The following is a 20,880-nucleotide window of genomic DNA, read 5'->3' as shown; positions in this document are numbered from 1 at the left end:
AACTCCTTTAACAACACCTCTTAATCTTGTGTCACATTGCGCTCACATTTTTTCGGGAGCAGTATTTCTACTCTCGTTCCTTTCTTTACTTCACTAGAAATGTGTAATTCTCCAAGATGCTCTGTCATAATTCGCTCTGCTACCGTAAGACCTAATCCAATTCTATCTTGCTTTGTTGTATAAAAAGCATCCTTAACTCTTCCTAAATTATCCTTTTTTATCCCAAAACCACTATCTACTATACTTACTATTACGTAATCTCTTTTTTTATTTTCAACTTGTATTTTTAATGTTCCGCCATGTTCCATTGCCTCTAAAGCATTTTTAATAACATACAAAAATACTCCTTTTAATTTACGTTTATCACATTCAATTTCACTTCTATTTTGCTCTTCATTAAAGGTGCAATTTATATTTAACTCGTCCATTTTTTCGCGCATGTTTTCTACCGCTTGTACTAAAACATCACTTACAATGTGTTTTTCATAAACAGAAGGTTTACATGTAGCAACCTCCATTAATTCACTAATCATATTATTCATATTTTCTATTTCGAGAATCATTTGTCCATATGTTGCATCTTTTTCGTGTTTCTCTTTTTGTAATTGCGTAAACCCTTTTAATGAAGCAAGTGGATTTTTAATTTCATGTCCGACTGTCGCTGCCATTTTTCCAATAACCGCCAATTTTTGTGACTGACTTGCCTCTGCAATACGTCCCTTTACCGCTGAAAGATATTGTAAAAATCGATTTAAAATAATAAATGACACGAAAAGTAACACCATATTTATAACAAGAGGTATAAACAAGTTAAGTTCTCCAAATACAAATAGGTATATCATATATTTCCCTATAAGAAATGGCGCTAAGACAAATAAATATCTTTTACTCAAAAATATCGGTACGAAGAAAATGAAAATATATTCAATTACATTCCCTTCATCAAATGCTATTGTATTATGAAAAGCATACCATCCAATATTAAAAATCTCTGCGATCATATATGCAAATAAACATGTATGTTTAACTAAATATGCTTTTCCTCTCTCAAATAAGTAAACACTAATACCTAATATAGCCATAATATATGCAAGCTTCCATATCACTTTATGCCAATTTCCTAAAGGCATTGTATTTTCTAATATAATCGCGTATGCAACCTCGTATACAATTAAAATAACATGCATTACCCATAAGAAAATCTGAGCGTTTTTCTTTTCTTCTTTAGCTGATAGAAAACTCTCTCCCACTTCAACACCCCTTCAAAAGAATACCATTTATTATAATAAATGATTTTCATAGACAAACAAAGATAAATTGAACAAATGAGGAAAATCAATCCATAGATAATATACTTCTTCAGACCATATGTAAGCATAAAAATCATGAACAATAATACGTATAATATGGGAGGTGCTTTATATGGACGGTCGTGAAAATAAAAAAATAGAACAGTTACAATCCTTTACAAAAGACAATGAAGGAAAAAAGATGACAACAAATACAGGTGTCAAAATTTCAAATGATGAAAACTCTTTAACCGCCGGCGATCGTGGTCCTACACTTTTAGAAGATTTCCTTATGCGAGAAAAACTCGCTCATTTTGACCGCGAACGAATTCCTGAGAGAGTCGTGCACGCCCGCGGTTACGGGGCACATGGTGTCTTTGAACTATATGAATCCTTAGAAGACTTAACAATGGCTCACTTTTTACAAGACCCATCTAAAAAGACGCCTATTTTTATTCGTTTTTCTGAAGTCGCCGGATCAAAAGGGGCGAATGAAACGAACCGAGACGTAAGAGGATTTGCTGTTAAGTTTTATACAGAAGAAGGAAATTTCGATTTAGTTGGCAATAACATTCCGATATTTTTTATTCAAGATGGCATTAAATTTCCAGATCTTATTCATGCTCTTAAACCAGAGCCACATAATGAAATTCCGCAAGGGCAAACAGCACATGATACTTTTTGGGACTTTATCGCCAATAATCAAGAATCAGCTGCAATGATGATGTGGATTATGTCCGATCGTACAATTCCGAGAAGTTTTCGAATGATGCAAGGATTTGGTGTTCATACATTCCGCTTAGTTAATAAACATGGAAAATCTCGTTTCATAAAATTCCACTGGAAACCAAAACTCGGAGTTCATTCGTTAATTTGGGATGAAGCTCAAAAACTTGGCGGCGCTGATCCAGATTACCATCGCCGTGATTTATGGGAAAATATTAATGCTGGAAACTATCCTGAGTATGAACTTGGTATTCAAATTTTAGAAGAAGAGGACGAATTTAAATACGATTTCGATATATTAGATGCAACGAAAATTTGGCCGGAAGAAGACTTCCCTGTTAAAATCATCGGAAAAATGACGTTAAATCGGAACGTTGATAACGTATTTGCGGAAACAGAACAAGTCGCACTGCACCCTGGAAGTATCGTCCGCGGTATTGATTTTACAAATGCTCCCCTCTTACAAGGTAGACTCTTTTCTTATACAGATACGCAATTAGCCCGCGTCGGTACAAACTATCAAGAGTTACCGATTAACCGCCCGGTATGTCCTTTTCATAACAACCAAAGAGATGGTGCGTCTAAATATATAATTGATAAAGGAAAAGTCGCTTACCATAATAACTCTTTAGCAAATAACTCTCCCTTTACTGTACCTGGTACGAAAGGCGGTTTCGTTACATACCCTTCTACTGTTTCTGGACATAAAACAAGAGAAACAGCCGCTAGTTTTAAAGACCATTTCTCACAAGCCCGTTTATTTTGGAATAGTATGAGCCACGTCGAAAAAATCCATATTATGCAGGCCTTCTCCTTTGAATTAGGAAAAGTAAAAAGTAAATCAGTTCGCCAACAAGTCGTAGGTATGATTGGTCATATAAGTACAGAATTAGCTACTTTAGTAGCTGAAGCAGTTGGAGCAACAGTACCAAATGTTCAAGAATCAAATGTTACAAAATCCTCACCTGCACTAAGTATGGCAAATACAACATTCAGCCCAAATACATTACGAGTAGGAGTCATTGTCGCAAACGGATATGACAGTCAAAACTCACAATATATTATAAATCAATTCAAACAAGCCGGCCTTCAGCCAGTTATTATTTCCGAACAATTAGGTTTTGTGCAAGGCTCTCAAAATGGACAGTGGGATGTAAATGATACTTTCTTAACAGGATCACCGCTTCTTTATGATGGGCTACTTCTTATTGGCGGAAATATTAATGATCATTTTCTTAACAAGGCAAGTTCATTTGTCGTAGAATCGTATAATCACTTTAAGCCAATTGGCGCTTTCCAAAATGGAACTACTATTATTCAATCTTTAAACATCGAAGGAAAACCTGGCGTTATAACAGAACAAAACCCTACCTTACTTGCGAATGAATTTATTCAGGCAATGACAAAACAGCGATTTTGGGAAAGAGCCTATTAAAATGCATGAGGAGGATACATCATGTTCGTTACAGTTGAAAAAGATGTACACATTTTTGTTGAGGATATTAACCCAGGCCCTGGAAGTAAACCTGTCTTCTTCTTTCATGGCTGGCCTTTAAATCATCAAATGTACCAATATCAATTTAATATCTTACCACAACATGGTTTCCGCTGCATCGCCATGGATATACGAGGAAACGGACAGTCTGATAAACCATGGACTGGTTACACTTATGATCGTTTAGCTGATGATATCGCAATTGTATTAGAAGCACTTCAAATAGAAAATGCTACGTTAGTTGGTTTCTCAGTCGGCGGTGCTCTTTCTATTCGATACATGTCACGATATAACGGTCGCCGTATTTCTAAACTTGCATTAATTGATGCCGTCTCCCCCTCTTTTGTAAAAAACCAACAATCCCCTTACGGCGTACCGAAAGAGCAAGCAGATGCCCTGATTGCTCAAATGTATGCGAATTTACCTAAATTTCTTAATGATGTATCTTTATCATTTTTTAATAGAAACTTAGGAGCTGCCACGTTAGAATGGTTTTCTTATCTCGGTATGCAGTCCGCTTCTTATGCTCTCATCAAAATTTTGCAAGCTGCTGCAAACGAAGGACTTAAGTAAAATTAACGTCCCAACAAAAATATTCCACCGTGTTCACGATCAACTCATCCCTTACAAAAGTGCTGAGCTAATAAAAGAGCGAATTAAAAGCTCCGAAATATACCCTCTTACAAATAGCGGTCATGGCTCTCCAATCGATCAAGCGGATGAATTAAATAAGGAACTAATAAAATTTTTAAATTCATAGTTCCTTTACAGTAAAAAAAGAATTTGCCCTGACGGCAAATTCTTTTTTTCTAACTACCTTTTTCTATCGATTTAGAAGACACCGGAATGAACAATGATTTATCTATTTCCTTCTTTTCCTGTCTTTGTTCATATGGCTCTTTCTTTGTCTTTTTATACATAGAATATAGACTGCTACCGTTCTCTTTCTTTATCCCTTTAATCATCATATGTAAAACGAATATAGAAACCGTAAAAAATAGTAGTGGCGCAATGACAATCCATGGCGCTGTTAACAATTCATTTTTGTTTAGCCCAATTAAACCGGCCCATTCATTCGTAAGTGAGAATGCCTTCTTAGTGTCATAATCTACACCTCGTCCGCCAATTAAAATTTCAAAAAACGCTAAGTGAATTAATAACGTAAATAATTGAACAAACTGCTGTAAAAAAAGAACAATAAGAATATCTTTTAAATACAACCATATATGCTTTCTAATAATACGAAACTTTGAAGCACCTAATATTTTCGAAGTTGTAACAAACTCATTTTTCATAAATAAATTGATTTCTTGATTCACGTAAAGAATAACAGCTGGTAACAGAGCAAAACAAAGAACAGTAAACTGCTTTATAATAATATCCATATTAAATCCATTTAGTTCACTGTGTACCATGATTGGAAACATCCACAAAATTGCCCATAACACTGTCGGAATAAAAAAATACACTTTACATACTTTTTGAAAGAAACTTTGGACTATAGATGGTGTATGTGCCAATGCTACACCTAATATAGTACCTAGAAAAACTTGTACAACACATAAGCCAAATACGAACAAAATCGTAAACTTTGCACCTACTAGTAATTGAAAAAATAAATTAAAGCCGTTACGATCTGAACCGAGTGGTGGTATTACAAGCGGACTAAACGGAGCTACTGCAATCACATCCCCATTCGCATCTTTCATCCAGATTGTCTTACTCGTATATAAATCTTTACCAAACCACGTAATAAGATAACTAATTACAACAATACCTACAAAATAAAGGACACCACATAAAAAACGTTTGGAGCGAATGTTTCTATATGTCATGAGAAGCCCCTCCTGTAATACGATTCACTCGGTAATGTATAATAGCAAATAGAATATAGAATGGAACAAATAATAAAAGAATCCACCATGCCATCGTTAGAGGATTTAAAGCGCCTGCCTTTACTAAGAAAGACATATACCCATGAATATTAAAAGCTGCCTCTACCATTAAAAGGCTTGAAATCATGAACAAAAAAAGCGGCTGTAAGTGATTTAACAGATGGTACATAATATTACGTAATAAATGAACATACAGTATATATTTATTACTAAACCCTTTTGCACGAGCAAATTCCACATAAGGCTTATTCTTCTCTTCCATTAAAAATAAAACGATAATACGGAAAAAATGAAGAGTTGGAACGATAGTCATACAAAGAATAGGTAAGAAATAGGCACGTTCATCATTAAACGCATAAATAGTAACGAAGCGATATCCTGTCTGTTTATAAATCCATACAACAAATAATTGTAAACTAAAAATTAATAATAAATCTGGAACTGATTCTATTAAAATTAAACAACTCTCAATCCACTTTTTAATTTTAGCAGAAACTAATAAGTACAAGAATGAAAGCCCAATTGAAAGGACAATTGTTAAACAAGTAGCAATAAAAAGAATGGACATAGAATACGTATAAGGTTCAATAATACCTTCAAAAAAAGGAACCGATCGCATAGAGGTTACATTAATATGCATAATATCCTTTGGAGAAGCTAATTTTTGTAAATATGTAATAAAGTCCAACTTATTTCCTAGAAACAAATAGAATGGTAAGTAACTCACAGTAAGAATAACTGCGATACTAATGATAAATTCTGTTATTTTCTCGCCCCAAAAACTTTTCAATATCCCACCTCTTTTTTTAAAATTACCACATTTTTATTATAACTGATTTTTCTGACTTTTTTAATAGATATCCAAATAAAAAACTCTCTTAGCAATGTAAAAGAGTTTTTTACGTATTAAACAAATTGTCCAATTATATACTAGATAAAGTATACATTCCGCCACACTAAAATAATCCGAGGGCTCTATTCATATAATTTCAAAGAGAATGAAAAATTCACACAATTCTCACAAATCAATAAATAAAACAATCACATTATCATTTATACTAAATATACAAGTAATACTCCCTAACCCCAGCTTGTCTGGTTACCCCGTTAAATATTATGAAAAAAAGAACTTGTATCGTATACAAGTTCTTTTTTGTCGCCTATTTAAATAATATTTCCTTACTATATTGCTTTCCGATGAGTAAGTCATATTGAATAAACTCATATTGCTTTAGCATTTCTTTTTGTTTTTCTGTCAAACTTTTTATTGCTTCTCCGTCTTTTCCTATCTTCAATTCATCACGAAGTACGGGAATTTCCTCATATAACTTCGATAAAAATTGATAGAACGGTACCTTATTTAATCCAGCATAATCAAAGACAAGATTTGAAAAATAGATTGGACTTACTAAACCTAAATTGTCATTTGGTATATCAAAATTTGCATACATTAATAACGGCGTTTGTGCCATCGCTAATCGTTCACTTGGCGTTTTTTCATTTGTTATATAACCAGTCTCTTTATAAAGAGATTTATTTGTTCCTAGCGATGGGAGATGATCGCCAAAGAATACTAGTAATGTAGGTCTATCTAAATTATCTAGTTGCTCTATTAAATATTGAAGTGCTTCATCTGAACGTCTTAAACCTTCTGTATATGTCTCTAATTCAGCCTTCGACTCTTCATTTTCTAATCCACTAATTTCTATTTTATTTCCGCCAAATCTTCCCTCTGTAAATGGAAAATGATTTTGCATCGTAACGGCATAAACAAACGTAGGTTTCTTTTGCTTCTCTAATTCAGCTATTATCTCTTTACTCATAGATAAATCGCTAATATAATCTCCATCAACTTCTACATCTTCCATCGTATCTTGCGCATTAAATTTGTCAAAGCCTAACACTTTATATACATCATCCCGTTTAAAGAATGAGCGACCGAACGAATGAATTGCACTTGTGTAATACCCTTCTTTTTTTAACTCTCGAGTAATAGATGGAATTTCTTTCTTATTTGTAACAACTTGCTGATACGGTATAGAACCTGGCTTTAACAAACTCATTGAATAGCTCGTTAACGCCTCGAATTCAACGTTTGCTGTATTTCCCCCAAATGTAGGAGAAATAGTTTGTCCACCTGGAAAACTCTCTATATAATGATGTAAATTAGGTAAAGGGTCTTCACTAAAGGAAAGATCAGTTAACTTCGTTGGATCCCAAAACGATTCACTCATTACAAAAATAATATTCGGTTTCTCTTTTTGTTTCTGCTTTCCTATATTACTACTATATTTTTTCTTTATATCGTTTGCTATTTGAAGCATATTTTCTTCTGAATAATCTTTTGGTTTTTCAATAACTGTTGTATCTAAATTACTAATAAACCCCAGCACAAAACCATTTGAGGAATAATTTTCATTTTGATTCCACAAAATGAAATCTACACCCGATTTTTGAAACACTTTATTCATAAACGTATTCGTAAAATTACCGTACGCATATAAAACGAAAACAGATCCCACTACTAATAAAACTCTTATTCCTGGATGAATCTTTACATTTTGAATATATTTTCTAATATACATCCCTGCTATAATACAAGCTACAATACTTACGATAACGCCTAAAATATAACTCCAACTAAAATAGTCCATCACCATCGGTATAACAGATTTCATATGTGTAATTTGTGTGAAATCAGAAGGATATAGCGGATCTCCTCTAAAAATAAGCTTCAAATAGTTTACGATACCTAAAATGATTAACGTGCAGCTCGTTAAAATAACACTTAGAAAAATCTTTCCTAGTAAGTTATACACAAGAATATATATTGCATATATTACTACACAGCTTAATATAAACCGCATATTATAATAGTAAATCCAATTCATCGCTCCTAAGAAGTCCATTTTAACTTGTATCACAATATAAAATAAAGCTACTGTATGAGCTACTAAAAATAATATAAAATGCACTCGAAAGGACGCTCTAAGTATAGACGTCTCTTTTTTATTGGAATGCGTAAAATATAATGTTGTACCACATATTAAAATCATCATGACGCTTAAAATAAGATTTTGATTTAAACGGTCTTTAATCATGTCTAAATTAAAAATCTTTAAAATCATAAATAGCATAGTTGTTACTAGTAAGGTCATCATGCCACTTAACATGGTAGAAATTAATATATTTCTTCTCGGAAGATGATAAAGTGTGGAACCATACTTCACTTCATTCCCTCTTTTCTATCTATTAATTTCACCCCGCATCGTAAAAATACTTTCTATAAAAATAACATATAACGTGTATTTCGTCTTCCAACTTGCTTTTACTATAAATATATTTTCTTAATTATCCCTTAACTATCAGTTAAATTTTGGAATTCAGACTATGAAGTATTGAAAAATCAAATTACTACGCTCCACTTTATGATATAATAACTATGTTTTGGAAAACCTTAATACTATTAGGGTTTTATCATGAAAATAAGAAACAATTAATAAAAAAGGAGCTGCTCATTTTTGTTAAATAAGTTTAAAAATTTGCCTAAAGCGGTATATGTAATTTTGGCGCTTTCTTTCCTGTTGCATGTTTTTTGTCTAGTAAAACAGCCAGGATTAAATGGAGAGGTAGTCAAAGTAACATATGGTGCATATGATGCGTTCAACTATTCGTTAACAGCTGAACAGCTATTAAAACACGGTGTCTTTGGATATGTTTATTTGGAGCCTAGTGAAGTTCCTGGAAAAAATGCATACATCACACCAGGTCAGCCGCTATTATTAGCTGGCGCTATGATTATTTCTGATGTTACATCACTTCCTTACTATTACGTGGCAACTGTCATTAATATGATACTGAACCTCGGCACGGTTTTATTAGTATTCTTAATTGGAAAAGAATTATTTGAAAAGAATATTTATGGAATTGTCGCAAGTATTTTATATGCTATTTATCCAAGTAACTATACATACTTCCGTACGTTATTAACCGAAGTTCCTTCAATATTCTTATTAACGTTAAGTGTATATGTATTTGTTCTCGCATGGAAATATAATAAAGTGAAATTCCATATATGGTTCGGAATTGTCGTTTCCATTTTACTTATGTTCCGTCCAAATCCAGCTCCAATGATGCTCATTCCTGTTCTTGTCGTCTTGTTCACATATGGATTTAAAGACTCAATTCGAATTGGATTATTATGGCTCATTGGCCCGTTCTTTATTATCGGTGCCTGGGTTGTTCGTAACTATTTAGCGTTCAATCAATTTATCTTATTCTCAACCCAAGGTGCGGACCCATTAATTGCCGGTGCAGATCCATTTAACAAAATTGGCTATGAAAATGTAGTTAACCAAATGAAAGCCCAGGGCTTAGAGGATAAAAATGCATACGCAAAAGATTTAATCAAAAATGGATTTAAAACGGACTTCACATATTGGTTCTCGTGGTTCACTGTTGGTAAAACAATTGAATTATTCAAAACAGCTCCTGCTGTAGACCAATACCATATTCATAAATTTATGCAAATGTGTCATAAAGTCTTCATCATAGGCACATTCTTGAGCAGTTTCTGCTGCATGCTAAATTCATTTAAACATAAACGCGTTATGATGCTAGTAGCAAGTTCTGTTATTTACATCATCTTCTCAAACTTATTCTTAGCAATTAATCGCTACGGATTTTTCATTAACCCTCTTATGTGCTTAATTCTTGCATATGGGTTAGTTTACGCTGTGCAGAAGCTTCCATTTTTCCGCACTAGCCAAGCATAACAAAAAAGAGGTCGTCCAAAGATGGACGACCTCTTTTTTATTTATCCAACACTTTGAACGCGACCAATTTGTCCATCTTGTAATCGAACTTTAATTCCGTACGTATGTGTTTCCGTGTTTGTTAAAATATCCTTCACAACACCGCTCACAGTTTTACTATAATCTTTATCTAATTGGATAACTACATGGGAACCGACCGAAATTTGTGATCTTGTCGGCTTCCCACCGGTTGCTTGTGTTGTTTTTTCTTGTTTCTGTGTTCTCTCTTGTTGTGCAGACTGTTGTTGCTGAGCCTTCTGTTGCTCTTCTTGCTTACGCTTCTCTTCCTCTACTCTTTGTTGTTCTTCTTGCTTACGTTTTTCTTCCTCTACTCTTTGTTGTTCTTCCTGCTTACGTTTTTCTTCCTCTACTTTTTGCTGTTCTTCTTGCTTACGCTTTTCTTCTACCTTCTTATCTTCTTCAACTTTCTTCTCATCTATTTTCTGTTCTTCCGCTGCTTTCAGTTTTTCCTCTTCATCTTTACAAGCTGTTAAAACAACTACACATAAGCTCATAAGTAAAAATAATAATAATTTCTTTAACATTAAAAAATCCTCCTATATATACATTACAAATAATGACCTTTAATAGAATAGCAAATATGTATGAACTCCCTTGTCGCAATTTGTCGTATGTATTGAATTTTCCATGTAACACTACATGCTACAATTTGAAAAAGGAGGTTTTCGATATGAATACACCTACATTCTCATTTTCCAAAATCATTTTCCTCATTATTTATTTCATGCTATATATTCCATTCTTCATTCGAATTATTTCTCACAAGCCGTTAGAATTTGGATTGTTTTCTCATATTCTTATCCTCTTTTCCTTTTTAGCAATTACCATTTTAAATTACAAAAAGAAGCAGACGATCTTTACAATAATTTTCGCAAGTGCAGTTTTACTTGTCGGCACGCGTTTCGGAAAACTATTATTATAGAAAAGAACCTGCCAATGCGACAGGTTCTTTTTGTTACTTATTTCTGAAAGGGAAAAAATGATGAAATGATTAGCATGTTTACTATACAAGAGGAAGCATCCATATTTTCCATATGATGCTCACGATTAGTATAAGTACAAAATCAAAAAAATCTAATCTCGGACCCTTTTTCATGTTCATATCTAACCACATATGAATCCATTTCATTTCTTTGTATTTATGAATATTTTTCTTTGCAAATCGGTAAATGAGCACTTGCATGATGAAAAATCCGGCTACGCAAATACATAATAAAATGAGAAATCCAATCACGAAATTCCTCCCTATTTTTGCAGCGTTTTTTCTACGATATGGTTCCTCAACACCCACTCCTCAAACTGAGCACTTCCAAATTCCCAGCTCAAATCACGAGCATGTACAGAAAAAACATAATAACCGGCATATTCGTCCATAAACATTCCCGCCTCTACACCATCTTTCTGAATACCGTATGCTCCAAAATTAAAATACACATCCCATACGTCTTCATGCTTCCTCTTATAAGCAATCGATTCCATATCACATTCAGTTCCGAAATAATCAAGATGTAAATGTACACTATCATCGTATTCATAATCCATTTTATCACCCCTTATATTTTTACTTCTTTACTACCCAAAAAATTCCTGCTATATATACTCACATATGGGCACTTACCTACATATTATGCTTGTAGATTGACTTCTAGGAGGTGTCATATAGTGAAAAAATTAATAACCGTTTTTTGCATCATGTTACTAGCTGTTTTCACATTCGTTGCTTGTAGTAGTACAAAGGAAAGTACGAAAGAACAAGCTCAAAAAATTCGCGTTGGCGAAGTCACCCACTCTCTTTTCTACGCACCATTATATGTTGGAATTGAAAAAGGATTTTTTAAAGATGAAGGTTTAAATATTGACTTACAAACAACCGCTGGCGGAGATAAAACGATGACCACCCTTTTATCCGGCGGAATTGATATTGCTCTCGTTGGTTCAGAAACGTCCATTTATGTTCATCAACAAGGAGCAAAAGACCCTATCATTAACTTTGCGCAGCTTACACAAACAGATGGCACATTTTTAGTTTCACGTAAAAAATTAGACTCTTTTAATTGGAATGACGTGAAAGGTGTTACGTTTTTAGGACAGCGTAAAGGCGGTATGCCACAAATGGTTGGAGAATATGTTTTAAAGAAAAATGGCATTGACCCTCGCAAAGATACGAACTTAATTCAAAATATCGAGTTTGCTAACATTGCAAATGCCTTTGCATCTGGTACAGGAGAATTTGTACAGCTCTTTGAACCGACTGCAAGTATACTTGAAAAAGAAGGAAAAGGTTATATCGTCGCATCTTTCGGGGCTGAATCTGGTACTGTTCCTTATACAACGTTTATGGCAAAAGAAAGTTTCTTAAAGAAAGATAAGGCTGCTGCAGAAAAATTCACGTGCGCACTATATAAAGCGCAGCAATGGGTTGATACACATAGTCCAGAAGAGATTGCCGATGCCGTTTCACCACTATTTAAAAACACTTCAAAAGACATTTCAGTGAAAGTAATTGAGCGCTACAAAAAACAACATTCATATGCGACAAATCCATTATTAGATGATGCAGAATGGAAACAGCTCCAAACGATTATGAAAGAAGCTGGTGAATTACAAAAAGAAGTTCCACATGAAGCGCTCGTCAATACAAAAATTGCCGAAAGCGTTATTAAGAAATAGAGGCGAAGTGTATGAGCTTTTTACAAATACGTAACGTTTCTCACTGCTTTTTTGCAAAAGAAAATGCCAAACTTATTCTTGAAGATATGAGTTTGCAAGTAGAAGAAGGCGAATTTATTTCAATCCTTGGTCCAAGTGGTTGTGGGAAAACAACGCTCCTCTCCATCATCGCAGGGCTACTTGATCCAATTGAAGGCATCGTATTTTTAGATGGTGAACCGATTACAACTAAGACCCCATCTATGGGCTATATGCTCCAGCAAGATTACTTGTTTCCGTGGAAAACAATTGAAGAAAATATTATGCTCGGACTTCATATTCGAAAAATTTATGATGAAAATACGAAAGAACATACATTAAAGCTTTTAAAACAAGTCGGCTTATATGATATAGAACAGCAATACCCTCGTGAACTATCCGGCGGTATGCGCCAACGTGCTGCACTCGTTCGAACATTAGCGACCGATCCAAAAATTTTATTGCTAGATGAACCATTTTCCGCTCTTGATTATCAAACAAAATTAAAACTAGAAGATCTCGTCTTTACATTACTACGTAACTATAAGAAAACATCCCTACTTGTGACACATGATATTGAAGAAGCAATTGCGATGAGTGATCGTATTTATTTGCTGCAGGCGAACCCTGGAAAAATTGCAAAAACGTTCATCGTCCCAGAAAGTATCCGTTCCTTATCGCCGTTAGAAGCACGCCACCACCATGACTTCCCATCCCTCTTCCAAGAAATATGGAAGGAGTTGGAACGACTTGGATAATATAAAACAACTACATGAACAGTTTCGGAAAAAAGAAAGACAACATGCATGGTTAGCTCGCTCTTTACAACTTGTACTTCTTGTTCTTTTCTTTGCACTATGGGAAATAGCTAGTAAAAAAGAATGGATTGATCCTTTACTCTTTAGCTCTCCTTCAAGTATTTGGGATCTCTTCTTAACGAAATGGATTGACGGTTCACTTTGGATTCACATATGGACGACATTACTTGAAACCGGAGTAGGTTTTATTCTCGGAACTGTACTCGGAGCTATTATTGCTACTTTCCTTTGGTGGATGCCACTTTTAGCTCGCGTACTTGATCCTTATCTCGTCGTCCTAAATGCAATGCCAAAAGTTGCACTCGGTCCAATCATCATTGTTATTTTCGGTCCAAATATTTCATCCTCTATCGCAATGGGGGTAATCATCTCCATCATCATTACTATTCTCGTTATTTACAGCGCATTTCAAGAAGTCGATTCCAACTATATTAAGGTCATGGACACATTTGGCGCAAATAAATGGCAATGCTATAAGCACGTTATTCTCCCTTCATCTTTCCCTGCAATTATTTCAACGTTAAAAGTGAATGTTGGCTTATCATGGGTCGGTGTTATTTTCGGGGAACTCCTCGTTTCTAAACAAGGACTTGGCTATTTAATTAGCTATGGATTCCAAGTCTTTAACTTCACACTCGTCTTACTCAGTGTATTGCTCACTTGCGTCCTCGCAACTCTTATGTATGTATTTGTCGAGGCATTTGAAAAACTCCTTATTGGAAAACGAAAAAAAAGCTGACTTAGAGCGATACGCTAGAGTCAGCTTCTTTCTTTTACTTTTTATCACACATTTTCGAATCATCTGTAACATTCCCATTAGCAACCGTAACTGTATGGAAACAATCTTTCACACGCACCGTAACGACATTATCTTTTCGATCAATAATATGATAATCATTAAACTCTTTATTTAATGCACTACGAATTTGCTCTCCTTCAAAAATCGGAAAACCGTGAGACATTACCCAAATGAGACCAGCAACAGCAAGAATCGTTTTCATACGTTTCATTACCTCCTTGAGAGTAAACTTATAGTCCCTACAATATACGCATTATAATTGTGTCTAATTTGTGACGTTTTTATACTAATTCTCTTTTAATGATTCAGTTCCTTCTTCCTTTTTAAAAAAGACAGAATTTTCAATCTTATCAATATAAAGAAACGCAAAGAACAGAACATCCTCACGTTTTCATTTGATCGAACAAAAATATATCGAACATAAATCCAATTTTATCGACTTACCAACAAATAATTACCACTAAACTATGACTGCTCTATATCCCTTGAAATATCATATAATCCTGCTAACACTTCCGCTCTCATTTTTACAAGCTCGGGGAATTGATAGAAGAAGGCAATTTTTTTATATTTTAATTCTGTTCCTTCTTTCACCTTTTTTGAATCTTGTAAAATAAACGCTGTAAATGTATCGGCGATATCTTCCGCTACATTTGTCGTTCCATACAGTGAAACAAACTCACCATGCTTTTCCTTAAAAAATTCAATTTGAGTTTCTTCGCTTTCTTCCACTTTCTTTTCTGTCCACTCCTGGTCAATTGGTTTCCAGAACAAATTATAAAATTGATTTATATAAGAGCTCTCCTTCGCACATCCTTCTTGTAAGAAAAGAGATTTACATTTATTTTGGTATGATGAAATATCTTTATCTTCTTCAAAAGCCTTTAAGTATTTTTCATTTACTGGTATTTGTTTATGTCCCAGTGTCAATACGTGAGCCGTCTCATGTATTAATGTTTTCATCACTTGATCGACATTTACTGCAGAATCAAGCGTATCTAAACTAATGGTCCACTCTTTCGGATACTCCCTACTCGGCATAACGTGGGCGACAATTCCGTCGTAACCATCTGTTACCATGTCAAACTCTTTTATGTCAGTGCGATATTTAGCTGGAATAAGCGTGCTATACATCTCCCATAACGATTCATGATAATCCCTATCTTGACGTTGCTTTAATACTTCTTCTTTCGCGTCCTTATCCTCCGCAAAAACCTTATTCAATCGTTTGCGATCTAGTTTATCGAAATAAGGATCTACAATTTCATCACCATCAATATAATAAGAAGCTAAAAAGAAATAATTTTCATCATCCTCTTTTTTCATTTCCGCTTCTTTCATATCATTACTTGAATGTCCTTCTAAATCATAATCCTCTAGTACTTCAAGTTCTGAAAGTCCATCTATCTTTTTATATACTTTTTGAAGCGTCTTATCACCTATTTGTGTGCATTCTTCTGCCGTTTCGCACACATCTTTTTTCTCTCTTTTCGAAGTTTTTTCCGCCATATCACATCCAGCTACTAAGCCAATTGAAAGTATAAAACAAACTAATTTCCCACCATATAGTTCTTTCATTTGAACCTCCGTCGTTACAGTCTACAAAAATATGATAATCATTTTTTCACAAATATGCGATAATTATTTATAAAAACTTTGAGGAGGTTACATATGATTCGTGCGGTGCTATTTGATTTAGATGGGACACTATTAGATCGTCGTCAATCTTTAGTACGATTTATTCACGACCAATACAATCGCTTTTCTCTTCATTTTATAAACATAGAACAAGCCGAGTATTGTTCTCGTTTTCTTGAACTCGATAATAATGGATATACGTGGAAGGATAGAGTATACGATTCTCTTCTTTCTGAATACGGCATTAACACTTTAACAGCAGAGCAACTGCTGCATGACTACATTACAAACTTTCAACATCACTGCATTCCTCTCCCAAACATGCATGAATTACTTCAACGACTAACTCAGCAAAATATAAAAATCGGTATTATTACAAACGGCTTTACTGATTTTCAAATGAACAACCTTCGCGCCTTAAACATACATACGTATACAAATACAATTCTCATTTCAGAAGCAGAAGGAATTAAAAAACCACACCGAGAAATTTTCGAACGAGCTTTGCAAAAGCTAAACGTAAACGCGGAAGAATGTATGTACGTTGGGGATCATCCTGAAAACGATGTGCTTGGTTCTGAACAAGTAGGGATTCTTGGCGTTTGGGCGAGAGATTTATTTTGGGGTGACTTTGAACATTCACGTGTGGTGGATGATTTATTAGAAGTTCTTTCGCTTTTAGAAGTGGAGAATAGCCCATAATGTAAAGATATATTCACACCATTTTTTGGAACAAAAAAGAAACCGGCCATTTTACTTCGTAAAACAGCCGATTTCTTCTATATGTTTCATTGTACGCGCTAATACATCATCGCGCATAATAAAGCTAAATTTTCTATCAGTTTTAATATTATCAGGAATGTCTTTTAATAAAACAGACCCTTTCGTTTCTTCGTAATGCGTATGCTGCTCTACCCCACTAATTGTTGCAAAATAAATGTTTTTAATGATTATTTTGTCTTTTCCGGATACTTTATATTGTCCTAAGTAAGTTAAATCAGAAACTATGCCGCCGGTTTCCTCATGAACTTCTCGAACTGCCGCTTCTTCCGGTGTTTCCCCGAGTTCTACTTTACCACCTGGAAATTCAAGACCGCGGCGTAAATGATGCGTTAATAACCATTGATCCCCGTACCGGCATACAACCCAAACATGCTTTGGCTCAGGAGAAAATGGATAACGTTCAAACGATAATTGTACAGTGTTGTGGTAATAATCTTTAAATTTGTACATGCCATTACTCCCCTATTGATGGTTACAAGTTTTTCCTACCACAAATTGTAGCATATTCTCGCTTTTCTGCATAATATTATCCAATTACAATCCATTGATTATTCCCATTTGCGCGACTAATTCTTTTGTTTCATGATTCCCTAGATCATAAATCATTTTATATGCTTTTTGTAGTTGTTCATCATATCGATCATTATTCGAATCGTGATGATACTCAACGAATGGAACGTGGGAACGTACATACGAACCTAAGTCCTCTTCATACGCTTGATCAAAATACTCTCTTAACTCCGTAATCTCTTCGTCATTTGCATAAATTTCAAAATTATACGTATCCGCCGTCTTCACTTGTGAAATTTGACCATTTCCAACTGATATATAATATGTTTTTTTATTCTCCATGTAACACCCTTCTTTCATCCTTTTAATTTCTATTGTTTTCATTAATTACAAAATTATGTAAAATAAAGAAAAGGAGGGATTTCATGCTCAAAATATTAATTATCGGCATTATAATCGTACTGATCATATTAGTACTCTCCGTCATGACAATTAATAAAGGCTATGCATATAAACATTCCGTTGATAAACCAGAAGATAACCCTTATACAAAAAACAGTAAGGAGAATTCATAATATGCTTCGCATACTACGCTTACTAATTGCGTTCATTGTAATAATCATATCCACAATTGGTTTACTAACAGGTCAAAATAACTTTCTACCACTTTCACAATTTCTATTAGGAGCTTTAATGTTTCTCATCTCAATTGAGCAAATAAAAAAGAAGGATTCAGGAACCGGATTTATTTGTATTGTTGCTGGTTCTTTCTTGTGGATTGTTCTTATCATTACATACATAAGATAGCAGGAGAGTGACTTCATGCTAAAAGGATTAAGGATTTTTCTCATGCTTTTTATGCTTCTCATACTCTCTCTTTGCACTTATTCTTTTATTACTGATAATTTCACACTTCTCCCATACATACAATTTACTCTCAGTTGTTTCTTTATTCTTCTAGGAATTAATGAACTGAAATCCGGACGAAAATCAATGAGTATTCCGTATTTTTTCGTTTCTATTCTTATGTTCTTCGTTTTAATATCGATCTACTTTCGCTAAAGGTAACATGTACTTTTAATCACCTACTGACTATTATCTTTCACCAATTTGGCTTTTTCGAACAGGTAATAAATTTGAGGACAATCTAAAAAACAAAAAAGGTGGAGAATAGTATGCTAAAAACATTTCGCATTATATCCGCTCTTATCGTCATCGCTCTCGCTCTATCCGGAATGTTTACAAATCCGCTTGTTATTATGCCCTATATGCTTATTGCCTTATCTATTATGACTTTCATCATGAGCGCAGAAGAAAAAAAGAAACAAAAGAAAGTAAATAGTACACTCTCTTTCTTTTCTGGTGTATTCACTTTAATCGTTGCCATTGTAATTATTTTCTCTCGATAACAACACTTCTACTAAGGAGGATACCATGCTAACAAACCTTCGAATCTTAATATCTACTATCGCTTGTATCCTTGCTTTGTTTAGTCTTTTTGCACAATTTTCTATGCTCTTCCCCTATGTATTCCTTCTTTTAAGTGTAACGCTTATTCTTTTAGGTATCGATGAAATACAGCAAAATAGAAAACAGAAAGCATTCTTTTGTTTCCTCGTTTCTGCGTTAATTTTATTTATTTTGGGACACAATCTATTTACATGACCAAATAACCGATAGTATTCAATCCGCGATACAAAAAGCAAAATTGAAAGATGAACCTGTGGAAAGTAAGACTGATATTGCATCGAGCGTATCAGAAAATGAATTATTTACATTTAAACATCAAGCATAAAAAAGAAAAACTGCCCTTTCACAGGCAGTTTTTTCCTTCTATCCAAACACTTTCTCAAGTTCTTCTTTATCTTGGCTTAACCAGAAGTTCATTAAGCGTTTTGCTCCTTCTAAATCGTGAAGCTTCGCTTGGCCACACTGTGTTTCATTTGCAGCTGGAATTTCTGTAATTTGAACCGCATCTTTTAATGTTAGTTCTAATAAATCAATGATTTCACGAACTGTTGGTGTCCCGCTTACAACAAGATAATATCCTGTTTGACAACCCATCGGTGAAATATCGATAATATCAAAATGCGGATAACGATCAATATATTTACGTAAATTAAATGCTAATAAATGTTCTAACGTATGAATCACATCTGGTTTCATCGTTTGTTTGTTCGGTTGGCAAAAACGAATATCAAATTTATTTACAATACCGTCACTACCTACAATGTGAACTCCGCAATGTCTTACATAAGGCGCCTTTACAATCGTATGGTCTAATTCAAAGCTTTCTACTGATGGCATACAACATCTCTCCCGCTTTTAATTTAATTCCGTTATATCCAATATGATATAACGGAATTTCGTATTAGTAAAGAATTATGTACGGTCGTGCTATAATACTTTAAGACTATGCTGAAAAGGAGACCATTATGAAACAGATTTTTATCGGTATTATACGCTTTTATCAAAAGTTCATTTCTCCAATGACACCGCCAACATGTCGCTTTCATCCAACTTGCTCTCATTATGGATTAGAATCATTTCAAAAACATGGTGCGCTCAAAGGTTTTTGGCTTACATGTAAGCGTATATTAAAATGTCATCCTTTCCATCCAGGAGGATTTGATCCTGTCCCAGATAAAAAGGATGACAAAGTAAATTCTTAATTGGCGTAACCATTCACAACTAGATCTAATTTTCCAGTGTCAGGGTCTATAACAAGACCGTGAACAGGTACTTCTTCAGGAAGTAACGGATGGTTGCGAAGTACCGAAACACTATGTTCTACACTTTCTTCTACGCTAGAGAATCCTCGTAAAAACTTTTCTAAATCGATTCCAGAATAGCGAAGTGTATCTAATTTCTCCCCTGTTACACCACGTTCTTTCATTTTTTCAATTGTACTACTCGCTTGAATTTTTGCCATCCCACAATCATGATGACCAACGATACATACTTCATCAGCACCAAGCTCATATACAGCAACTAAAACACTACGTACAATACTACCAAATGGATGTGAAATAACAGCACCTGCTACTTTAATAATTTTCACATCACCGTTACGCATATTCATTGCTTTCGGTAATAATTCAACAAGACGAGTATCCATACAAGAAATAATTACCATTTTTTTATTTGGAAATTTTCCTGTTTCATACTCTTCGTATTTTTTCTCTTCAACGAACTTTTCATTGTATTGTAAAATCTCTTCTAATGACTTCATAGTAAAAACCCTCTTTTCTCTCATTTACACTACATAGATAGTGTACCAAAATATGAAAAACTCAAAAAGGATATTGTTTTATTATAAAAGCAATATATTTTCAGATAACCGACATAATTCTTTCAAAATATACACACAGCTTTGTAACAAGTCACACATACTTTACCCCTAT

The 20,880-nt window shown here is 34.2% G+C and carries 25 protein-coding genes and 1 pseudogene; 13 read left to right on the top strand and 13 right to left on the bottom strand.

Going from position 1 to position 20,880, the window contains the following annotated elements; genetic code table 11:
• Positions 1-20: 20 nt before the first annotated feature.
• On the bottom strand, positions 21-1,250 hold the full coding sequence (locus CQZ94_RS14385) for an ATP-binding protein (RefSeq protein WP_105585950.1): 1,230 nt from the start codon (positions 1,248-1,250) through the stop codon (positions 21-23).
• A gap of 172 nt (positions 1,251-1,422) precedes the next feature.
• Between CQZ94_RS14385 and CQZ94_RS14380 the strand changes: the two genes are divergently transcribed.
• Together CQZ94_RS14380 and CQZ94_RS14375 are read left to right on the top strand one after the other, a co-directional pair.
• Positions 1,423-3,450, top strand: coding sequence for a catalase (locus tag CQZ94_RS14380; RefSeq protein WP_105585949.1), 2,028 nt, complete (start codon positions 1,423-1,425; stop codon positions 3,448-3,450).
• A gap of 21 nt (positions 3,451-3,471) precedes the next feature.
• Positions 3,472-4,270, top strand: a pseudogene (locus tag CQZ94_RS14375) (alpha/beta fold hydrolase).
• Between the two features lie 49 nt (positions 4,271-4,319).
• Here CQZ94_RS14375 and CQZ94_RS14370 read toward each other — a convergent pair.
• From CQZ94_RS14370 to CQZ94_RS14360, 3 genes are all read right to left on the bottom strand, one after another.
• Entirely contained in the window at positions 4,320-5,345 is a 1,026-nt protein-coding gene (locus CQZ94_RS14370) for an ABC transporter permease subunit (RefSeq protein WP_105585948.1), read from the bottom strand.
• Positions 5,335-6,195 (bottom strand): ABC transporter permease subunit, encoded by an 861-nt coding sequence (locus CQZ94_RS14365; RefSeq protein ID WP_105585947.1) that lies wholly within the window; start codon positions 6,193-6,195, stop codon positions 5,335-5,337. The genes CQZ94_RS14370 and CQZ94_RS14365 overlap by 11 nt, the downstream gene beginning before the upstream one ends.
• 370 nt (positions 6,196-6,565) lie before the next feature.
• Positions 6,566-8,578: an LTA synthase family protein gene (locus CQZ94_RS14360; RefSeq protein WP_142395844.1), complete on the bottom strand. Its 2,013-nt coding sequence runs from the start codon at positions 8,576-8,578 to the stop codon at positions 6,566-6,568.
• A 348-nt stretch (positions 8,579-8,926) separates the two neighbouring features.
• Between CQZ94_RS14360 and CQZ94_RS14355 the strand changes: the two genes are divergently transcribed.
• Complete coding sequence (locus CQZ94_RS14355; protein WP_002015720.1) at positions 8,927-10,180, top strand: glycosyltransferase family 39 protein; 1,254 nt, start codon at positions 8,927-8,929, stop codon at positions 10,178-10,180.
• Positions 10,181-10,221: 41 nt separating this feature from the next.
• On the opposite strand, the gene CQZ94_RS14350 is transcribed toward CQZ94_RS14355, so the two are convergent.
• Positions 10,222-10,764: a YwbE family protein gene (locus tag CQZ94_RS14350; protein WP_105585945.1), complete on the bottom strand. Its 543-nt coding sequence runs from the start codon at positions 10,762-10,764 to the stop codon at positions 10,222-10,224.
• Positions 10,765-10,910: 146 nt separating this feature from the next.
• Here CQZ94_RS14350 and CQZ94_RS14345 point away from each other — a divergent pair, with 146 nt between their 5' ends.
• Positions 10,911-11,162 (top strand): hypothetical protein, encoded by a 252-nt coding sequence (locus CQZ94_RS14345; RefSeq protein ID WP_105585944.1) that lies wholly within the window; start codon positions 10,911-10,913, stop codon positions 11,160-11,162.
• Between the two features lie 81 nt (positions 11,163-11,243).
• On the opposite strand, the gene CQZ94_RS14340 is transcribed toward CQZ94_RS14345, so the two are convergent.
• On the bottom strand, positions 11,244-11,474 hold the full coding sequence (locus CQZ94_RS14340; protein ID WP_105585943.1) for a hypothetical protein: 231 nt from the start codon (positions 11,472-11,474) through the stop codon (positions 11,244-11,246).
• An 11-nt stretch (positions 11,475-11,485) separates the two neighbouring features.
• A complete protein-coding gene (locus CQZ94_RS14335; protein WP_105585942.1) occupies positions 11,486-11,782 on the bottom strand; it encodes a DUF3986 family protein in 297 nt (98 codons plus the stop codon).
• Positions 11,783-11,902: 120 nt separating this feature from the next.
• Between CQZ94_RS14335 and CQZ94_RS14330 the strand changes: the two genes are divergently transcribed.
• Genes CQZ94_RS14330 through CQZ94_RS14320 form a run of 3 tightly spaced genes read left to right on the top strand, consistent with a single transcriptional unit; the run spans position 11,903 to position 14,485 of the window.
• Positions 11,903-12,910 carry an ABC transporter substrate-binding protein gene (locus CQZ94_RS14330; protein ID WP_105585941.1) on the top strand — a complete coding sequence of 336 codons (1,008 nt, stop codon included), beginning with the start codon at positions 11,903-11,905 and terminating at the stop codon, positions 12,908-12,910.
• An 11-nt stretch (positions 12,911-12,921) separates the two neighbouring features.
• The gene (locus tag CQZ94_RS14325) at positions 12,922-13,686 is read left to right on the top strand and encodes an ABC transporter ATP-binding protein (RefSeq protein ID WP_105585940.1); all 765 of its coding nucleotides are present in this window, start codon (positions 12,922-12,924) and stop codon (positions 13,684-13,686) included.
• The gene (locus tag CQZ94_RS14320) at positions 13,679-14,485 is read left to right on the top strand and encodes an ABC transporter permease (protein ID WP_105585939.1); all 807 of its coding nucleotides are present in this window, start codon (positions 13,679-13,681) and stop codon (positions 14,483-14,485) included. Before CQZ94_RS14325 ends, CQZ94_RS14320 begins: the two co-directional genes overlap by 8 nt.
• Positions 14,486-14,519: 34 nt before the next feature.
• Here the strand turns inward: CQZ94_RS14320 and CQZ94_RS14315 are convergent, their stop codons facing one another.
• Both CQZ94_RS14315 and CQZ94_RS14310 read right to left on the bottom strand, forming a co-directional pair.
• Positions 14,520-14,747: a hypothetical protein gene (locus tag CQZ94_RS14315; protein WP_105585938.1), complete on the bottom strand. Its 228-nt coding sequence runs from the start codon at positions 14,745-14,747 to the stop codon at positions 14,520-14,522.
• A gap of 263 nt (positions 14,748-15,010) precedes the next feature.
• Positions 15,011-16,123 (bottom strand): hypothetical protein, encoded by a 1,113-nt coding sequence (locus CQZ94_RS14310; RefSeq protein WP_105585937.1) that lies wholly within the window; start codon positions 16,121-16,123, stop codon positions 15,011-15,013.
• Between the two features lie 93 nt (positions 16,124-16,216).
• Here CQZ94_RS14310 and CQZ94_RS14305 point away from each other — a divergent pair, with 93 nt between their 5' ends.
• Positions 16,217-16,885, top strand: coding sequence for an HAD family hydrolase (locus CQZ94_RS14305; protein WP_105585936.1), 669 nt, complete (start codon positions 16,217-16,219; stop codon positions 16,883-16,885).
• A gap of 51 nt (positions 16,886-16,936) precedes the next feature.
• Here CQZ94_RS14305 and mutTA read toward each other — a convergent pair whose 3' ends face one another.
• Together mutTA and CQZ94_RS14295 are read right to left on the bottom strand one after the other, a co-directional pair.
• Complete coding sequence (mutTA, locus tag CQZ94_RS14300; protein ID WP_105585935.1) at positions 16,937-17,416, bottom strand: antimutator 8-oxo-(dGTP/GTP)ase; 480 nt, start codon at positions 17,414-17,416, stop codon at positions 16,937-16,939.
• Between the two features lie 84 nt (positions 17,417-17,500).
• A complete protein-coding gene (locus tag CQZ94_RS14295) occupies positions 17,501-17,818 on the bottom strand; it encodes a hypothetical protein (RefSeq protein ID WP_002089150.1) in 318 nt (105 codons plus the stop codon).
• Between the two features lie 83 nt (positions 17,819-17,901).
• On the opposite strand from CQZ94_RS14295, the gene ytzI reads away from it, so the two are divergent.
• The 4 genes from ytzI to CQZ94_RS14270 all read left to right on the top strand — a co-directional run bounded on the left by ytzI (position 17,902) and on the right by CQZ94_RS14270 (position 19,141).
• Positions 17,902-18,051, top strand: coding sequence for a YtzI protein (gene ytzI / locus CQZ94_RS14290; protein WP_142395840.1), 150 nt, complete (start codon positions 17,902-17,904; stop codon positions 18,049-18,051).
• A 1-nt stretch (position 18,052) separates the two neighbouring features.
• A complete protein-coding gene (locus CQZ94_RS14285; protein ID WP_105585933.1) occupies positions 18,053-18,283 on the top strand; it encodes a DUF3953 domain-containing protein in 231 nt (76 codons plus the stop codon).
• A gap of 368 nt (positions 18,284-18,651) precedes the next feature.
• Positions 18,652-18,885, top strand: a complete 234-nt coding sequence (locus CQZ94_RS14275) for a DUF3953 domain-containing protein (protein ID WP_105585931.1) — start codon at positions 18,652-18,654, stop codon at positions 18,883-18,885.
• A gap of 25 nt (positions 18,886-18,910) precedes the next feature.
• Complete coding sequence (locus tag CQZ94_RS14270) at positions 18,911-19,141, top strand: DUF3953 domain-containing protein (protein WP_105585930.1); 231 nt, start codon at positions 18,911-18,913, stop codon at positions 19,139-19,141.
• Between the two features lie 168 nt (positions 19,142-19,309).
• On the opposite strand, the gene luxS is transcribed toward CQZ94_RS14270, so the two are convergent.
• Positions 19,310-19,783, bottom strand: coding sequence for an S-ribosylhomocysteine lyase LuxS (luxS, locus tag CQZ94_RS14265; RefSeq protein WP_105585929.1), 474 nt, complete (start codon positions 19,781-19,783; stop codon positions 19,310-19,312).
• 128 nt (positions 19,784-19,911) lie between these two features.
• Between luxS and yidD the strand changes: the two genes are divergently transcribed.
• Positions 19,912-20,148 carry a membrane protein insertion efficiency factor YidD gene (gene yidD / locus CQZ94_RS14260; RefSeq protein WP_085312588.1) on the top strand — a complete coding sequence of 79 codons (237 nt, stop codon included), beginning with the start codon at positions 19,912-19,914 and terminating at the stop codon, positions 20,146-20,148.
• On the opposite strand, the gene CQZ94_RS14255 is transcribed toward yidD, so the two are convergent.
• Complete coding sequence (locus tag CQZ94_RS14255; RefSeq protein ID WP_105585928.1) at positions 20,145-20,708, bottom strand: beta-class carbonic anhydrase; 564 nt, start codon at positions 20,706-20,708, stop codon at positions 20,145-20,147. The two genes, yidD and CQZ94_RS14255, sit on opposite strands and share 4 nt — an antisense overlap.
• Between the last annotated feature and the right edge of the window lie 172 nt (positions 20,709-20,880).

Origin of the sequence: Bacillus sp. MYb209, from assembly GCF_002975175.1 — a bacterium.
In the GTDB taxonomy this organism is placed as follows: Bacteria; Bacillota; Bacilli; order Bacillales; family Bacillaceae_G; genus Bacillus_A.
The sequence above is the reverse complement of the archived record's forward strand: the minus strand, read 5'-3'. Positions and strand labels throughout refer to the sequence as shown.

What these genes read in the sequence shown, in the direction of transcription:
- CQZ94_RS14270 (WP_105585930.1), top strand. Translation starts at nt 18,911, where the DNA reads ATGCTAACAAACCTTCGAATCTTAATATCTACTATCGCTTGTATCCTT.
- mutTA (WP_105585935.1), bottom strand. Translation starts at nt 17,416, where the DNA reads ATGTACAAATTTAAAGATTATTACCACAACACTGTACAATTATCGTTT.
- CQZ94_RS14325 (WP_105585940.1), top strand. Translation starts at nt 12,922, where the DNA reads ATGAGCTTTTTACAAATACGTAACGTTTCTCACTGCTTTTTTGCAAAA.
- CQZ94_RS14255 (WP_105585928.1), bottom strand. Translation starts at nt 20,708, where the DNA reads ATGAAGTCATTAGAAGAGATTTTACAATACAATGAAAAGTTCGTTGAA.
- CQZ94_RS14295 (WP_002089150.1), bottom strand. Translation starts at nt 17,818, where the DNA reads ATGGAGAATAAAAAAACATATTATATATCAGTTGGAAATGGTCAAATT.
- CQZ94_RS14305 (WP_105585936.1), top strand. Translation starts at nt 16,217, where the DNA reads ATGATTCGTGCGGTGCTATTTGATTTAGATGGGACACTATTAGATCGT.
- CQZ94_RS14380 (WP_105585949.1), top strand. Translation starts at nt 1,423, where the DNA reads ATGGACGGTCGTGAAAATAAAAAAATAGAACAGTTACAATCCTTTACA.
- CQZ94_RS14315 (WP_105585938.1), bottom strand. Translation starts at nt 14,747, where the DNA reads ATGAAAACGATTCTTGCTGTTGCTGGTCTCATTTGGGTAATGTCTCAC.
- CQZ94_RS14335 (WP_105585942.1), bottom strand. Translation starts at nt 11,782, where the DNA reads ATGGATTATGAATACGATGATAGTGTACATTTACATCTTGATTATTTC.
- CQZ94_RS14370 (WP_105585948.1), bottom strand. Translation starts at nt 5,345, where the DNA reads ATGACATATAGAAACATTCGCTCCAAACGTTTTTTATGTGGTGTCCTT.
- yidD (WP_085312588.1), top strand. Translation starts at nt 19,912, where the DNA reads ATGAAACAGATTTTTATCGGTATTATACGCTTTTATCAAAAGTTCATT.
- CQZ94_RS14275 (WP_105585931.1), top strand. Translation starts at nt 18,652, where the DNA reads ATGCTAAAAACATTTCGCATTATATCCGCTCTTATCGTCATCGCTCTC.
- luxS (WP_105585929.1), bottom strand. Translation starts at nt 19,783, where the DNA reads ATGCCATCAGTAGAAAGCTTTGAATTAGACCATACGATTGTAAAGGCG.
- CQZ94_RS14285 (WP_105585933.1), top strand. Translation starts at nt 18,053, where the DNA reads ATGCTTCGCATACTACGCTTACTAATTGCGTTCATTGTAATAATCATA.
- CQZ94_RS14350 (WP_105585945.1), bottom strand. Translation starts at nt 10,764, where the DNA reads ATGTTAAAGAAATTATTATTATTTTTACTTATGAGCTTATGTGTAGTT.
- CQZ94_RS14360 (WP_142395844.1), bottom strand. Translation starts at nt 8,578, where the DNA reads ATGTTAAGTGGCATGATGACCTTACTAGTAACAACTATGCTATTTATG.
- CQZ94_RS14345 (WP_105585944.1), top strand. Translation starts at nt 10,911, where the DNA reads ATGAATACACCTACATTCTCATTTTCCAAAATCATTTTCCTCATTATT.
- ytzI (WP_142395840.1), top strand. Translation starts at nt 17,902, where the DNA reads ATGCTCAAAATATTAATTATCGGCATTATAATCGTACTGATCATATTA.
- CQZ94_RS14310 (WP_105585937.1), bottom strand. Translation starts at nt 16,123, where the DNA reads ATGAAAGAACTATATGGTGGGAAATTAGTTTGTTTTATACTTTCAATT.